This is a genomic window from Streptomyces ficellus (genome assembly GCF_030406405.1).
Lineage (GTDB): Bacteria > Actinomycetota > Actinomycetes > Streptomycetales > Streptomycetaceae > Streptomyces > Streptomyces ficellus_B.
On sequence record NZ_JAUEPL010000054.1, the window covers coordinates 1 to 15036 of the forward strand.

The 15036-nt window shown below is 76.5% G+C and carries 13 protein-coding genes and 2 pseudogenes; 3 read left to right on the top strand and 12 right to left on the bottom strand.

The annotated features are described in order from the left end of the window. Positions 1-126, bottom strand: a pseudogene (locus QWM81_RS29225) (family 4 glycosyl hydrolase); the annotation flags it as partial. Between QWM81_RS29225 and QWM81_RS26615 the strand changes: the two are divergent. Continuing rightward, positions 75-677: pseudogene (locus QWM81_RS26615) on the top strand (carbonic anhydrase); the annotation flags it as partial. The pseudogenes QWM81_RS29225 and QWM81_RS26615 sit on opposite strands and share 52 nt — an antisense overlap. Before the next feature lie 23 nt (positions 678-700). On the opposite strand, the gene QWM81_RS26620 reads toward QWM81_RS26615, so the two are convergent. Genes QWM81_RS26620 through QWM81_RS26635 form a run of 4 tightly spaced genes read right to left on the bottom strand, consistent with a single transcriptional unit; the run spans position 701 to position 3886 of the window. Beyond that, positions 701-1327, bottom strand: a complete 627-nt coding sequence (locus QWM81_RS26620; RefSeq protein ID WP_290114909.1) for an alpha-ketoglutarate-dependent dioxygenase AlkB — start codon at positions 1325-1327, stop codon at positions 701-703. A gap of 41 nt (positions 1328-1368) precedes the next feature. Then, positions 1369-2163, bottom strand: coding sequence for a polysaccharide deacetylase family protein (locus QWM81_RS26625; RefSeq protein WP_290114910.1), 795 nt, complete (start codon positions 2161-2163; stop codon positions 1369-1371). Continuing rightward, the gene (locus tag QWM81_RS26630; RefSeq protein ID WP_290114911.1) at positions 2157-3032 is read right to left on the bottom strand and encodes a DMT family transporter; all 876 of its coding nucleotides are present in this window, start codon (positions 3030-3032) and stop codon (positions 2157-2159) included. Before QWM81_RS26630 ends, QWM81_RS26625 begins: the two co-directional genes overlap by 7 nt. A 5-nt stretch (positions 3033-3037) precedes the next feature. Beyond that, positions 3038-3886 (bottom strand): SDR family NAD(P)-dependent oxidoreductase, encoded by an 849-nt coding sequence (locus tag QWM81_RS26635; protein WP_290114912.1) that lies wholly within the window; start codon positions 3884-3886, stop codon positions 3038-3040. Positions 3887-4078: 192 nt separating this feature from the next. Here QWM81_RS26635 and QWM81_RS26640 point away from each other — a divergent pair, with 192 nt between their 5' ends. Further along, a complete protein-coding gene (locus QWM81_RS26640) occupies positions 4079-5320 on the top strand; it encodes an MGDG synthase family glycosyltransferase (RefSeq protein ID WP_290114913.1) in 1242 nt (413 codons plus the stop codon). Positions 5321-5329: 9 nt separating this feature from the next. On the opposite strand, the gene QWM81_RS26645 is transcribed toward QWM81_RS26640, so the two are convergent. The 5 genes from QWM81_RS26645 to QWM81_RS26665 all read right to left on the bottom strand — a co-directional run bounded on the left by QWM81_RS26645 (position 5330) and on the right by QWM81_RS26665 (position 12125). Beyond that, positions 5330-6511, bottom strand: coding sequence for a lanthionine synthetase LanC family protein (locus QWM81_RS26645; RefSeq protein WP_290114914.1), 1182 nt, complete (start codon positions 6509-6511; stop codon positions 5330-5332). Positions 6512-6708: 197 nt separating this feature from the next. Next, complete coding sequence (locus QWM81_RS26650) at positions 6709-6867, bottom strand: hypothetical protein (RefSeq protein WP_290114915.1); 159 nt, start codon at positions 6865-6867, stop codon at positions 6709-6711. A gap of 19 nt (positions 6868-6886) precedes the next feature. After that, on the bottom strand, positions 6887-9580 hold the full coding sequence (locus QWM81_RS26655) for a lantibiotic dehydratase (RefSeq protein ID WP_290114916.1): 2694 nt from the start codon (positions 9578-9580) through the stop codon (positions 6887-6889). Between the two features lies 1 nt (position 9581). Further along, positions 9582-10709 carry a thiopeptide-type bacteriocin biosynthesis protein gene (locus QWM81_RS26660; RefSeq protein ID WP_290114917.1) on the bottom strand — a complete coding sequence of 376 codons (1128 nt, stop codon included), beginning with the start codon at positions 10707-10709 and terminating at the stop codon, positions 9582-9584. A gap of 207 nt (positions 10710-10916) precedes the next feature. Next, positions 10917-12125, bottom strand: coding sequence for an MFS transporter (locus QWM81_RS26665; RefSeq protein WP_290114918.1), 1209 nt, complete (start codon positions 12123-12125; stop codon positions 10917-10919). Positions 12126-12208: 83 nt separating this feature from the next. Between QWM81_RS26665 and QWM81_RS26670 the strand changes: the two genes are divergently transcribed. Beyond that, positions 12209-13222 (top strand): ArsR/SmtB family transcription factor, encoded by a 1014-nt coding sequence (locus QWM81_RS26670; protein WP_290114919.1) that lies wholly within the window; start codon positions 12209-12211, stop codon positions 13220-13222. Here the strand turns inward: QWM81_RS26670 and QWM81_RS26675 are convergent. Together QWM81_RS26675 and QWM81_RS26680 are read right to left on the bottom strand one after the other, a co-directional pair. Further along, a complete protein-coding gene (locus QWM81_RS26675) occupies positions 13215-14015 on the bottom strand; it encodes a VOC family protein (protein ID WP_290114920.1) in 801 nt (266 codons plus the stop codon). The genes QWM81_RS26670 and QWM81_RS26675 overlap by 8 nt on opposite strands. Further along, a complete protein-coding gene (locus tag QWM81_RS26680; RefSeq protein WP_290114921.1) occupies positions 14009-15034 on the bottom strand; it encodes a serine hydrolase domain-containing protein in 1026 nt (341 codons plus the stop codon). Before QWM81_RS26680 ends, QWM81_RS26675 begins: the two co-directional genes overlap by 7 nt. Positions 15035-15036 lie beyond the last annotated feature (2 nt).

Below are 15036 nucleotides of genomic sequence, written 5' to 3' on the forward strand. Positions count from 1 at the left end.
CACCGCCGCCTGCGCCTCGATCACCGCGTCGTCCGGCAGGAAGGGCAGCGTCCCGTCGTTGTACGTGTTGACGACCTGTGGGCGCGGCCCGGACCCGGAACCCAGCAGCGAGGCCGCCAGGTCCACCCCGTGGCAACCGGCGCTGGCGCTCCCGGCACCAGAGCCATCCGCACGAGGACGTGGCGGACCGGACGGCCGCCGTCTCCGGACAGCATCCCTTCGCCCTGATCCTGGGCTGCGTCGACTCCCGCGTCGCGCCCGAGCTGATTTTCGACCAGGGCATCGGGGACCTGATGACCGTCCGCTCGGGAGGCGAGGTGCTGGACGAGGCGGTGCTCGGCAGCATCGCCTTCGGCGTCATCGAACTCGGCATACCGCTGGTCATGGTGCTGGGGCACCAGTCGTGCGGTGCCGTGTCGGCGGCGGTGCGCGCGGACGAGACCGGCGAGGAGCTGCCGGCCCACATCGGCTACCTCGCCGAGCGGATCCGGCCCGCCATCGACCGTGAGCGGACCGGTCCCGCGCGCGTCGACGCGACGATCACGGCGAACGTGCGGCACGTGCGTGCGCTGCTCGCCGGCGAACCCGAGCTCGCCGCCCGGGTGGACGCGGGCCGGCTCGCCATCGTCGGGGCGCGCTACGAGCTGGGCAGCCAGGTGGTCCACCGCGTGCGCTGAGGCGCCGGGGCGGGCGGCTCGGTTCAGCCCACGCCGTGCGGCCGGAACTGGATGCTGATCCGGGGGCCCACCGGTTTGGCGGTCTTGGGGATCGCGTGTTCCCAGGTCCGCTGGCACGAGCCGCCCATCACGATGAGGTCGCCGTGCCCCAGCGGCACCCGCCTCGCGCTGCCGCCGCCGCGCGGCCGCAGCGCCAGGTCGCGCGGTTCGCCGACCGAGAGGATGGCGACCATGGTGTCCTCCTTGGAGCCGCGCCCGATGCGGTCCCCGTGCCAGGCGACGCTGTCCCGGCCGTCCCGGTAGTAGCAGAGCCCGGCCGTGGTGAACGGCTCGCCCAGCTCGGCGGCGTAGTGGGCGGACAGGGCGGCGCGTGCCTCGTCGAGCACCGGGTGCGGCAGCCGGTCGCCCTCCCCGTAGTAGGCGAGCAGGCGTGGCACGGCGACCTCGTTGTCGTACATGCGGCGCCGCTCCGCCCGCCACGGCACTCCAACGACCAGCTCCTCGAAGAGGGCGCCGGCCCCGCTCAGCCAGCCGGGGAGCAGATCGATCCAGGCCCCGTCGCCGAGCACGGTCCGCCGGACGCCGGTCAGTGGTCCGAGGCGGATCTCGTCCGTCTGGTCGAAGAGCGAGCCCTGCAGATGCGCTGCCATGCCTCCAGCGTACGAGCGAATCGAATGTATGAGCTATTCGATCAATGGCGGCGGAGAACTCCGTGGTCAGCGAGCGGTCCCGCCTGAAGGCCGCGCGCCCGGCACTCCGCCACGAGCCCGGGCAGTGCGCCCAGCGCCGCTCGCCACGCCCCCGGCGCGCTCGCCACGTCCGAGTCGTGCAGCAGCACGGTCGCCCCGCCGCGCAGCGACCGCGTCACCTCCTCCCGTACGCCTTCCGGCGTCGCCGTGGCCGTCCAGTCCCGCCCCCACGCGGACCACAGCACCGTCCGCAGACCGGCGGCGCGCGCGGCGGCCCAGCGCCCGCCGGTGAGGATGCCGTACGCGGGCCGGTACCACAGCGGCCGCCGCCCGGCCACGTCGGCCACCAGGTCCGCCGCGCGCGCCAGGTCCCGCACATCGCGCAGCGGCCGGGGGCACCAGGGCCGGTCGTGGCGCCAGCCGTGGACGGCGAGTTCATGGCCCTCCGCCGCGATCAGCCGCCCGAGGGCGCGGTGCCGCTCCAGACGGGACCCGAGCACGAAGAAGGTCGCCCGTACGGACAGCGCGTCCAGGGCGCGCAGGAAGTGCGGCGTGCTGGCGGGGTCCGGGCCGTCGTCGAACGTCAGCGCCACGCGGGAGGGGTCGCCGCGTCCGTCGAGACCCGGCCACAGGGCGCCGCGTACGCCCGGCAGCCAGGTGACGCCCGGGCCGATGTGCCAGCCGGCGACCGCGCCGAGGGCCAGGGACAGGGGCAGGGCCGGGTGGGGGCCGAGGTGGGGGATGCGGCGGGGGCCGGGGCGGGGGGTGGGGCGGGGGGTGGGGCGGGGGGTCACCATCTCTCCTCCGGGTTCTCCGACTCGTCGGTGACCAGTGGGGACTTGGCCAGTTGTACGCATCCGGCGACCAGCACCGCCAGCGCCAGCGCCTCGGGCACTATCCGCCAGCCCAGGTGCACCCGTTCCGCGAACAGCGTCACCCCCAGCACCACGCTGAGCAGCGCGTCGCCGAGGGTCAGCGCCGGCTGCGAGGCGACCAGGGTGCCCGCCCGCAGCGTCACCTGGAGCAGCACGAAGCTTCCCAGCCCCACGCTCACCGCCGCGTACGGCTGCCACGTCGTGAACACCGCGCCGATGCCGTCCGGCAGCCGCCCCAGCGCGTCCTTCATCAGCGCGGCGGTGCAGGAGAAGCCGGTCGCGGTCGCCGTGCCGAGCACCGCGGCGCGCGGGGCCGGCGCCAGCCGCAGCGACACCACGCCCAGCACGGCCACGAACGCGCCCGCGCCGATGGCCGTCCACACCCAGTCGGCCACGGGCACCGTGGCCCGGCCGCCCGAAGGGTCGGCCAGCGCCAGGAACGCGGCCAGTCCCACGGCCATGGCGGCGAAGGCCCACCGGGTGCGCGTGTCGGGCCGCCGCCGGAACACGATGCCGCCGACCACCAGGGTGAACATCAGTTCCGTACTCATCACCGGCTGCACCACGGCGAGCGGGCCCGTGGCCAGCGCCAGCGCCTGGAGGATGCCCGACACCGCCAGCAGCGCGGCCCCCCACACCCACACCCGCCGGTGCACCAGGCCCGCCATCCACGACCCCCGCGCGGCGGACCGGCCGGGGCCCGCGCCGGCCGCCCCCTGCCGTTGCAGTACGGACGCCGTGGCGTTGCCGAGGGCGGCGAGCAGCGCCAGACAGATCGACAGGGCCAGCACGGGGCTCAGCCGAACCGCTTGGCCATGGCACGGAAGAACCCCGGCACAGCCCCGTGCAGCCGGGCGGGCATGGCGAGCCAGGCCGGTACGAACACCTCGTCGCGGCCCCGTACGACGGCCCGCCACACGGTCTCGGCCACCCGATCGGCGGGCACGGGCCTGGGGCGTTCGCGGTGGTACGGGACGCCTCGCCGGCCGAAGAACGGGGTGTCCACCGCGCCGGGCAGGACAACCGTCACCCTCACGCGCGTACCGGCGAGTTCGTACCGCAGGCTGTCGGCGAAGGCGAGCAGCCCGCCCTTGGTGGCGGCGTAGACGGCCTCGTTGGCGACCCCGACCCGCCCGGCCATGGAACCGATCATCACCACGTGCCCCACTCCCCGCTGCACCATCCCGGGCAGTACGTGGCGCACCAGGTGCACGACGGCGGAGAGGTTCACCGAGATCAGCCGGTCGACGGCGTCGGCCGGCATGTCCGTGAACGGCCCCGCCCAGCCGATGCCCGCCGCCGCGACGAGCGCGTCGACCCGGCCCTCTCGCTCCAGGGCCTCGGCGGCCAGCCGCTCCACCCCCGCGCGCTCGCCCAGGTCCGCCATCAGCGCGCCGCCGCCGGTCCGCCGCGCCACCGAGGCGAGCCGCCGCTCGTCCCGCCCGCTCAGCAGCAGCCGGGAGCGGCCGTCCGCGGCGAACCGGTCGGCGAGCGCCTCGCCGATCCCGGACGACGCGCCCGTGATGAGGACGACCGGCCGGTGAATCGGCCGTGCGTCCGGCCGTGTGTCCGCGCGAGGGTCCGGCCGTGCGTCCGGCCGCCGTGCCTTTCCCGGGCCGGCCTCGCGAGGGGGCGTAGGGGGCATGACGCATCCTCCGGACTGTCGTCGACCGTGCCCTTCCAGCGTCCCGGTTTCCCGCCGGTTCGCCTCTCGTCAGCCGCCACCGCGCCCACCGAACCCCCCGAATCCACCCGAACAGTCCGATTCGGCCGCCCTCCGGGCCGCGCGGCGGGGCAGGACGGACCACGATGGAACGGCACGGAACGGAGGCGCCACATGGGGCGGCGATGCCTGGTCCTCAGCGCGAGCATGGGCGCGGGCCATGACGCGGTGGCCCGCGAACTGGCGCGGCGGCTGCGCGCCGCGGGCCACGAGGTGCTCGTCCAGGACGTGCTGACCCTGCTGCCTCCCAGCATCGGGCGGGCGACGCGCGGCTTCTACCGGTTCGTGGTGCGACGCCTGCCCGCCGTGTACGAGGCGATCTACGCCCTGTTCCTGGCACCCCGGCCCCGGCCCCGCCGCGGGCTGGACGTGTCGCCGATGGCGGCGATGGCGGAACGGCGGCTGGGCGCGCTGGTGGAGCGGTGGCGCCCGGACGTCATCGTGTCCACCTTCCACCTCGCGGCACAGATCACCGGCCGGATGCGCGCCCGGGGCGCGCTGCGGGTGCCCTGCGCGGTCTTCGTCACGGACTTCGCCGTGCACCGCGCGTGGCTCGACCCGGGCAACGACCTGTACCTCTGCGTCACACAGACCGCCGCCCGCACGGCCCGGGAAGGCACGGGCCGCACGGCGGTGGCCACGGGGCCCGTGGTCCCACCGGAGTTCGGCAGACCGGATCGCGCGGGGCCGGACCACGCGGCTCGGGGCCAGGCGGGGCCAGATGACGCGGGCTGGGGTCAGGCGGGGCCGGACCAGGGCCGGGCCGGGGACGCGGAGGCGGACCACGCGCGGGCGGGTGACGCGGGCCGGGCCGCGGGGTCGGCCTGGCGGGGGGCGGTGGCGGGGGCGGGGGCGGGGGCGGGGGGGCGTCCGGTGGTGGTGCTGTCCGGTGGGGCGTGGGGCGTGGGGGCGGGGTTGCTCCGGACCGCCGGGGCGCTCGCCCGGCACGGCTTCCTGCCGGTGCTGCTGTGCGGGCGGGACGTTGGGCTGCGCCGGCGTGCCGCCCGGCTGCCCGGTGTCCTGGCTCTGGGCTGGGTCGACGACCTGCCGGAGCTGATGGCGTCGGCGCGGGTCCTGATCGACAACGCGGCGGGCCAGACCGCGGTGCAGGCCCTCGCCGCCGCCCTGCCGGTCGTCGGCTACCGGCCCATCCCCGGCCACGGCGCCGTGGGGGTGCGCGAGATGGCGGCGGAGGGTCTCACCAGGTACGCGGAGGATCTCGGCGAACTGTTGTCGGCAGCGGGCGCCCTGGCGCGCCCCGGCCACGCCCGCGAGCGGCAGGTCGCGGCCGGCTCGGCGCTGTTCAGGCACGACGCGGCCCGCCTGGTCGCCGAGCTCGCGGAACGCGGGGGCTGACGAGCATGGTCAGCGCAGGCCGAGGCAGGGCAGCCAGGCCCGGGACGCGCCCTGGGCGGTGAGCAGGGCGCTCAGCGCGCCCGGTGCTCCGGTCAGCAGCCCGGGCGGCCAGTCCGCACCAAGGGCGGCGGGGAGCCGCTCCCGCAGGTGGACGGTGAGGCGGGCGCTCAGGGCGGCGGCGGCCGGCAGGCGGGCGTGGCGGTCGAAGGCGTCGGCCACGGCGAGGACGCCCGCCGCCCCGTGGCACAGCCCGAGGAGGTCGCCCGGTCCGTCGCCGAACAGGTGGAACTCCTCGTCGTACCGCTCGGCGAGCGTGGTGAACGCCGCCGCGGCCCAGTCGGCGGCGTCCCGGTCCCCCAGGGCGTCGGCGGCGTCCCACAGCGCCCAGGCGACGCCCGGCGTCCCGTAACACCACGCCTGGCGCGGGTTCGGGTGGGCACCGTCCGGCGCGGGGCCGTCGAGCCCGGCGCCGGCCCAGGTGCGGATGGAGCGGGCGTCGTCGTAGGACTGCCGGACCAGCCAGCGCGTGGCGCGGCGCAGGGACGCCACCGGTCCGGGGGCGGGGCCGGTGCGGCGGATCGCGGCGGTGAGCGCGGTGACGACGCCGGCCACGCCGTGCCCCATGCCGGTGTTGACGCGGCCGTGCACCCACGACAGGTGCGGGTGGCGGGCGTACTGCCCGGTACGCAGGCGGGGCAGTTCGTCACCGTCGCAGAGAGCCGCCAAGTGGTGGACCGGATGGGCGAGGTGGCGGTCGGTGGGGGTGGCGTCGACGCAGAGGGCGAGCAGCGTGCCCGCTGGGCCGACGATCAGGTCGTAGTCGGGGAACGCCACGTCCGCCGTGCGCCAGGTCTTGGCGGTGGCCTCGCCGGCCAGGTGGTCGCGCAGCCGGTCGGCCGCCCGGTGCAGCCCCGGGTGGAGCCGGGCGCCGAGCCGCAGCCCGGCGAGCGTGCCGGCCAGGCCGCCGTCGTACAGCCCCGGGTGGGAGGGGCCGCGCCCGGCCGTCCTGGCCCACTGGGCGACCGCGCGGGCCGCCGTGGCGGGGGCGGCGGGGCCGGCGATTCCCGCCACCAGGTGGGCGAGGACGGGGATGCCCGGGTCGGAGGCGTGCGGCCCGGGACGGGGAGCGCCGGCCCACTCGTCCAGGAACCGGAGGGCGAGGTCGACGGTCGGGGCGTGGCGGGTGTCCATCGGGCTCCTGGTCCGGGTCGTGTGCGGGTGACGGTGCCGTTGGGCGGAGCCGCCCGGACGTACCGGACGGCTCCTGTGCGGTGCGGGCCGGCCCACGGGCGCACGCGCGACGCCGCGCGGGTGCGCCCGGGTCAGGCGCCGCCCCGCCGAGGGCGCCCGCCCGGCCGCGGGCGCGCGGCCGGGCGGGGAGGGCCCCGCTAGGCGCAGATGACGACGGTCGCGCAGACGACGATGGTGCACAGACCGCTGCAGTGGCCGGTTTGCACCTCCGCCGTGGGCAGTTCGCTGTCGGTGATGCGCTCGTCGAGATCGTCGATGAGGGTGTCGAGGTCGGTGAGCTCCATGGTTCCGGGCATAACCGTGTCCTTTCTCGCGCTAGTGGGCGATGGTCGCCCCGGTGGTCCGTCCGCCGGGTGCGGGCGGATCGCCGGGGACGTCTGCGGGGGCGGCGCGCAGCAGGGCGGCGGCGGCCGCGGCGAGTTCTCCGGCGCCGGAGGCGCCGGTGTCGTACGGAAGCCTCAGCAGCAACTGGGTGGCGACGGCCGCGCCGTGGTGGAGAGGGTCGCGCAGCACGAGGTCACCGGGGGCGGGCAGCATCTCCTCGACGAGCAGGTCGGTGCCGGGCTGCTGGGCGCAGAGCCGTTCGACGACCTGGACGGCCGTCAGCGCGTCGAGGTCCGCGGGGACCGGCTTCGCCCCGGCGGCGGTGCGCATGAAGGCGTGGCGGGGAAGTCCTGCCGAGCGCCGCAGCAGTGCGAGGGTGCGGGCCTTGGTCAGGGCGTCGTCGCCGGACCGCCAGAGCCGCGCCCGGTCGAGCCGCCAGGTGGCGGGGGCGATGACCAGTTCCCCTCCGGCGGTCAGCCGGGGCAGCCGGGTGTGGCCGGGCAGCGCGCCGTCCAGGCCGTCCAGGCGTACGAGGCAGGAGGCGGCGGGGTGACCGGCGGCGAGCAGGACCCGTACGAGCAGGTCGTAGGGCGGGGCGGGGGCGCGCGTGGCGTGGTGGACGGGGATGACGCGGCGGCCGTCGGCCTCGGCGACGATACGTCCACCGCTGCGGCGCACGGTGATCCGGTCCAGCGGGAGGTAGCGCGCCTGCGCGCCCGACGGCCCGTAGTACGGCGTGGGGTCCGGGTCCCCGGTCCACCAGCCGGTGGTCACCGGGCGGCGTACGGCGTTGGCGGCCCGCTCGGCGAGCGGCGGCACCAGCAGTTCGACGAACCGGACGCCGGTACGCCGCTCGACGGCCGCCAGGAAGGCGCGGTGGGCGTCGGCGTTGCCATAGCCATAGCCGTAACCGTAGCCGTAACCAGGGCCGCTGCCGTGGCCGCCGGCCCCGTAGAGCGCCCGCAGGCCGTCGGCGAACCGGGCGTCGAGCACGCCCGCGGCCGACGCGGTCTCCAGCACGGCCACCGGCCCGCCCGGGCCGGGAAGCGGGCGCAGCAGGCAGTCCAACGGCCAGGCGGGCAGGGCCTCATCAGCCGGTGGGGCGCCGAGGGCGTCCAGCAGGGCGTCGTTGACGTCGACCTGTTCGTCCCCGGAGCGGGCGCGGGCGGCGAGCCATTCCAGCAGCCGCGCGTAGCCGGAACCGGGAGTGGAGGGCTCGGGCCAGCCCCCGTACCGCCGGGGCGTGGCGGTGGCGCGCGGCCGGCCGTCCGCGGCGGGGAGCAGGTCGGCGAGGATCTCGCTGACGGGGCGCGGCTCTGCCGTGATGGCGGCGAGTTCGGGCGGGAGCTGTGCGGGGATCAGGGGGCGGTCGTCGGCGTCGGCGTCGCGCAGGGCGGCGATCCTGGCCGCGACGCGCAGGCCCCGCTGTACGCGATCGGCCGCCGCCGTGGACACCGCGCCGGTCAGGGTGCGGTACGTGTCGAGGAACCAGCCGCCGGGGTCGCCGTCCGCCGGGCTCAGCGGGCTCGGCAGGGTGCCGTGCGCCGTGACGCCCTCGGGCGGCGTCCAGGTGCTGCGGCGCAGCCTGGGTGCCGTGCACACCTGGAGGACGCCCAGGGTGAGCAGGTGCTGGAGGAAGCCGCGCAGGACGGCGGGGTCGGGCGCCTTCGTCCCGCCCGTGCCCGCCGCCATCCCGAGCAGCGTCTTCTCCAGGCGCCCCAGCGGGCACGGCCCGTCGGCGAGCAGGCCGAGGACGGTCTCCAGGGGGCGGGTGCGGCGCAGGACGATCTGGCGGAGCCTGCCGGGTGCGCGCGGGTCGACCACGTAGCAGCGGATCTTCCCGGCCGCGTCCCCGGGCTCTTCCCGCACCGGCTCGGTGACGTGCAGGGGCGCGGTCGCCAGCAGGGTGGCGGCGTCGGCGGTGCGCAGGTCGGGAGGTCCGGGGGGCCGGGTGCGGATGAGGTGGACGTTCTCCGTGCCGGCGGCCGCGAGGGCGCCGAGCGCGGTGCCGGGGGTGATCAGCAGCGCGCCGGGCGCGTCCGTACGGAGCGGAGCGAGGGCCAGCTGACCGGCCCATCCCCTGGGCGTGGTCTTCGCCGCCGCCCGGCCCACGACGCGCCAGATGTACGCCGCCCGCTTGCGCAGCCGCCTGCCGCTCCAGGACTCGCCGCCGGCCAGGCGCTGTTCGACGTCCGCGACGAGCCCGGGGGCGGCACCGTCGAGGAGGTCGCGCAGGACCGGGCTGGTGCGGGCCAGCGCCCAGCCGCGTGCGGCCGCCCGCTCGTGTCCGGCCGCGACCGCGCGCCGCAGCGCGGCCTCTTCGGTGGCGGCGCGGTCGGCCGCGCGGCACAGTGCCCGGGCGTCGTCCGCCAGGTCCGCGGGGACGGCGGGCAGCCGGTCCAGGAGCGCGAGGTCCGCCGTCCCCGGCGCCGTTCCGGCGTGCAGGCGCCTGCGCAGCGCCAGTACGGCTCCGCGGTCGGTGTCGGCCAGCAGGGGGTGGGGCACGACGCGCTCGCCGAGCCGCTCGGCCAGCGCCCGCGCGCGGGCGGCGTGCCCGTCCGCCGTCCCGGCATGGCCCGCGATCCGGTCGAACAGGGCGGGGTCGGCCGCGCCGGTCCAGGCGTCGCACGGCATACCGGCGACGCGCAGCAGCACGGTCACGCAGGGGGTCACGTCGTCCGCCACGTCAGCACGCCCCCTCGTCGGCCCGAGCCCCGGCCCGGTCCCCCGCCCGGTCCTCCGCCCGGGCCGGGCCCGCCGCCTCGCCCCGGTCCTCCGCCCGGTCCTCCGCCCGGGCGAGGCCCGCCGCCTCGCCCCGGCTCTCCCCCGACGCCTCCCCCCGGGCCTCCCCCGGCGCCTCCCCCGGCGCCTCCGCCAGCGCCTCGGTCAGCAGGCTCTGCCGGGCCAGGGAGAACCGGGCGCGGTTCCAGTGGAAGATCGCGTAGTGGGCGGCGGCCCGGCGCGGGCCGACCACGGCGTCGCCCGCCTCGAAGTAGCCGGTGCGCCAGCGCGTCGCGGCCCGGTGAACGGCGTCCTGGTGCGCCCGCAGCCGGCCGCGCCACGCCTCCGGCAAGGCGTCGAGCTGCTCCTCGCACGACAGGTCCCAGTACGCGCGGATACCGGTGGCCGCCCGCTGCCTGGACGGGCCCCGCAGCCCCTCGACGAGACGGCGCCCGGTGTCCTCCCGTACGACCTGCCAGACGCCCCGGTGCTCCCAGCCCACGATGCCCAGCCCGTCCAGGAGCGCGCGCAGCAGGGTGAGGGAGACCCGCCAGTCCGCGGGGAGGGTGCCCCGGTCCTGGGCGGTGTGGTGGTCCAGCCACGCCAGCGAGTCGGCGGTGAACAGGGCGTGCACCAGGGGCATGGAGCGCGGTCCGCCGAAGAGGTAGGTCTCCGGCTCGTACACGCCCACCGTGGGGCGGGTCCACGCGCCGTCCCCCTGGTCGAACCGGCGGACGAGTTCGTCGCGCAGGGTGCCGGCGTCGGCCGGCCGGGCCGCGTGGAACCGGACGCGCAGGCCGGGCGGTTTGTGCATGAAGAAGAAGTCACGCGCCAGTCCGGAGCCGGTGAGTTCGTGGGCGGCCTCGGTGAGCCGGCGGTAGAGGGCGGGCCAGGCCCCCTGCCACGGCGCCAGGTTGAGCTGTACCCAGCCGGTCTCCGGCAGGTCGTCCCGCAGCGCACGCAGTCCCGCGGCGAGAAAGGTGTGGCGGGCGGCCTCGTACGCGGAGCCCTCCGCGACCATGGGCAGGGCGCCCAGGGAGCCGGCTCGCGCGTCCTGAAGGCAATCGGCGAGCAGTCGCTCGACCTCCACCATGCGGCCTCCTCCAGCGGTGTCCTCACTTCCTCCCTGTGGATGTCCTGGCCGCCGCCGTCCGAAAGCACGACAAAAACTACTCATACAATCAACTGAGGTGCGCGGGCGCGGCATTGGCCCCCGCGCGATCCGTCCACGCGCCTACCGGCGCACCCACCGGCGCACCCACCGGCGGCCTCGCGGACGGCCGGTTGACGGACGGCCGGCTCACGGGCGGCGGGCCTGGGGGCGGCGGACTTCCGGGCAGGGGGCGTGCCGGCCGCCGGGCCGCAGGCCGGGCGCCAGGACCGAGGTGACGAGCAGGGAGACGGCGGCCATGACGGCGATCGCCGTCGACGGCGAGGTGAACTCCGCGACGGCCCCGGCGAGGGCGGCCCCCACGCCCTGCATGGTGAGCATGCCGGAGCTGTGCAGCCCCAGGGCGTGCCCGCTCAGCTCGTCCGGTGTCAGGGCCATGAGGCGCTCCTGGAGCAGCAGGCTCGCCGAGTAGCCGAGCGAGGCGAGCGTGACGGCCGCCAGCGCCGCCGGCAGCGCGGGCCGCAGCGCGAAGAGCAGGTACGGCGCGGCGAGCAGCCACAGCAGCGGGACGGCGAGGCGCGGCCGCCACCGCCGTGGCAGGAACCGCCCGGCCAGGATGTCGCCGCCGAGCATGCCGAGCGCCGCGAAGGCGAAGAGCGGTCCTGCGGCCTCGGGGGCGTACGGGACGAAGAGGGACTCGCAGCCGACGATCAGCCCGTTGGGCACCCACAGGGCGAGGTAGACGTACCGGCGGGGCCCGGCGGACCAGAGGCGGGCGTTGCCGCGCCAGGTCGTGGCGACGGAGGCCCGCCCGCTGGCGCGGGGCGGACGGCGGGTCAGCCCGAACCGGGCGGTGGCCGCGGCGGCTGCGTACAGCGCGGCCCCGGCGAGCAGCGCGCCGCGCGGCGAGAGCAGGCTGATCAGCACACCGCCCAGGGCGAATCCGCAGATCTGCGTGACGCCCACGGACATGTTGAGCAGCGACCGCCCGAGCAGGTACCCGTCCTTGGCGACGATCTCGTTGAGCAGCCCGTAGCGCACCCCGCCGCCCACCGCCGCCGGCACGCCGAGGAACAGCAGCACGGCGAAGACGGCCCACACGGGCAGGCCGGGGACCGCCTGTAAGGCGGTGCCCGCCCCGAAGAGGAGCGCCAGTGCGGCCGTCGCGGCGCGCGGCGGGAGCCGGTCGGCCGCCGACAGCAGCGTCGTCGCGCCGACGACCTGGGCGAGCGCGGGGCCGAACATGGCGAGGGCGGACAGCAGGGCGGAGCCGGTCGCCCGGTGGACCAGGGTGCTCAGGGCGAGCCCGCTCACGGTCTGGGCGGCCACCTGCCCGGTGGACAGCAGGAAGAGCGGGGTGAACTCCGGTGTACGGAACAGGTCGCTGTAGGTGCGCATGACCGGAGTCTCAAAGGGCGCAGGGCAGGGGCGTTACTGTTTCGCGCGGACGCGAAACGTCGTGACGCGGCGGGGGGTACGGCATGGGCTGGTGGCAGGTCAACGCGGACACGCTCGCCGGGAGCCGGTTCGTGGTCTCACCGCTGGCGGAGACCATCGCCTGTCTGAAGGTCCTGGAGCGGGGCATGGCCGCCCACCCCGGTGAGCGCGCCTGGCTCGACGCCCACGTGCCCGCCTACCGGGAGCGGCTGGCGGGCGACCCGGTCACCGCGCTGCTCGTACGGGCGGCTCTCGGGCGCACCTGGAACGCGGACTTCCTGACGCCCACGCCCGGCGGCGAGGGCGAGGACGTCTTCGAGGAGGAGGTGGAGCGCGTCCGTACGTGGCCACCCGGCGCCGCCCGCGAGGATCTGACCGTGTCGCTGGGCGGGCCGCTGCCGGCCCGGCTGCACCGCGACGACCTGCCGCAGCGGACGGCGGAGCTGCTGGAGTGGGTGTGGACACGCACGGTCCTGCCGCACTGGCCGCGACGGCGCCGGATCATCGAGGCCGATGTCGTGGCGCGGACGGCGCGGCTGGGCCAGGACGGCTGGGCGGGCGCCCTGGACGACATGCGTCCCGGTATGCGGTGGCTGGGCGGCAACCGCCTCCAGATCAACACGTACGACTACCCGCCGCGTGAGATCTCCGGGGCACGGCTGATGTTCGTGCCCGTCACGCCCCGTCAGTCCTGGGTCTCCTGGGACGCCCCACACCGGTACGCCGTGGTGTACCCGTGCGCGGGCGCGCTGGCGGACGGCGGCCGGACGGCCACGCCCGAGGCGCTGGCCGCCCTGCTGGGTCCGGCGCGGGCAGGTGTGCTGGTTCTGCTGGCCACGCCGAAGAGCACGACGCAGCTGGTGGCGCTGACCGGGCAGGGCCTGGGGTCGGTGGGCCGCCATCTGCGGGTGCTGCTGGACGCCGGGCTGGTGCGGCGCCGGCGTGCCGGGCGGTCGGTGCTCTACTACCGCTCGGACGCCGGCCAGGTGCTGGTGAGGGCGCAGCGGGGCGGCCAGGGCCAGTCTTCCGCAGGAGCTGGGCCACGCGTCGTCACGTGAGGGACGGGTCGCCCTCGATGAGGGCGAAGGTGGCGCCCGCCGGGTCCTTCAGCATCGCGAGCCGGCCGACGCCCGGTGCGTCGGTCGGCGGGACCAGGGTCGTGGCGCCGCCTTCGACGGCGGCGTTGAAGGTGGCGTCGCAGTCGTTCGTGCCGAAGTACGGGTGCCACTCGGAGTCGGAGCCGGCCGCGCGGTTCTCCTGGGGCAGTTCCATGATGCCGCCCTGCCCGGTGTCGTCGCCCTTGCCGCCGCCGGGCGAGGAGACGACGGAGTAGATCATGCCGCCGCCCATGTCCATGTCCTCGAACGTCCAGGAGAAGACGGTGCGGTAGAACTCCTTGGCGGCCGCCGCGTCGGTGGTGTACAGCTCCGTCCAGCACAGTGTGGCCGGTTCCATGACGGTGTCCAGGCCCTTGGTGGTGCCGGGCTGCCACACGGCGAAGTCGGCGCCGGCCGGATCGGTGAAGGCGGCCATCCGCCCGGCGGTGAAGACGTCCATCGGCGGGACGCGTACCGAACCTCCGGCCTGTTCCACCGCCTTGGTGGTCGCGTCGGCGTCGCGGGTGTGGAAGTACGGCGTCCAGGCGGGGCTCGCGCCCTCCTCGGTCAGCGGGCCGATGGCGGCCACGGTGCCGCCGTCACGCTGGAAGAAGCCGTAGCCGCCGGCGTCGGGACCGGCCGACTGGAACGTCCAGCCGAAGACGCCGGAGTAGAAGGCGACGGCGGCGTCGATGTCGGGGGCGCCGAGGTCGATCCAGTTCGGGGTGCCGGGGACGTAATCGGTCGTCAGCATGGGTGGTCCTCCGATGAGCTGAGCAGCGCGTAAGCGGTGGGGATGAGCGCGTCGTCGCGGCGGTAGCGGCGGGTGGCGAGGGCCACGAGGGCGGTGCCCGTGTCGGGGCGGAACCCGAGGAAGGCCAACTGGCCGCTGGTGGCGCCGGTGTGGAAGTACATCGTTCCGTCCTGCGCCGGGTGCCGGAACCACGTCAGGGTGTGCGTGTGCCGGTGGCCGAGGCCGCGGCGCAGGACCGGGCGGCGCACCTCCCGCAGCGCGGCGGCCAGCGGTGAGCCCTCCGGGGCCAGATGCGCCTCCAGGAAGGTGAGCAGGTCGTGCACGGTTGCCCGGACCGCGCCGGCCGCCTGGAAGCCGCCGATGCGCAGCGGTGGGGTGGGGGTGGTGCCGTCCGCCCGGTGACCGGTGGCGTCGCGGTCGGGCCCGGCGGGGCGCAGTGCGGTGCCGTGCAGCCCGAGGGGGTGCAGTACGCGGTGGGTGAGGAGCCGCTCCCAGGGGGTGGCGGTGGCCGCCGCCAGGGTGTGCCCGAGGACGGCGACCCCGAAGTTGGAGTAGCGCCAGCGGGTGCCGGGCCGGTGGCGCGGACGGGCGCGGAGGAAGGCGCGCACGACCCGCTCGGGCGGGTAGTGGGCGTAGGGGTTGGTGTACCAGCGGGGCAGCGCCTGGGGGTAGAAGTCGGCGGGCAGCGGGGGCAATCCGGAGGTGTGGGTGATCAGGTGCGTGAGCGTGGCGGGGCGGCGGCCGGGCGGGCGGGCCGGGTCGAGGAGAGAGGCGGCGGGGTCGGTGCCGCGCACTGTGCCGCGGTGGATCAGGTCGGCGAGCAGCAGGCCGGTGAAGGTCTTGGTGGCCGAGCCGATCTCGTACCGCAGGCGGTCGCGCGGCACGGGCGGGGGCGGCGCGGTACCGCCGCAGCGGACGGTGCGGCGGCCGTGCGTCGAGACGGCGAAGACGACGTCGGGGGCGTCGACCGCCCGTACGGCCTGGTCGAGCCGCGTTGTCTCCGCGTCCTGAGCGGTCATGC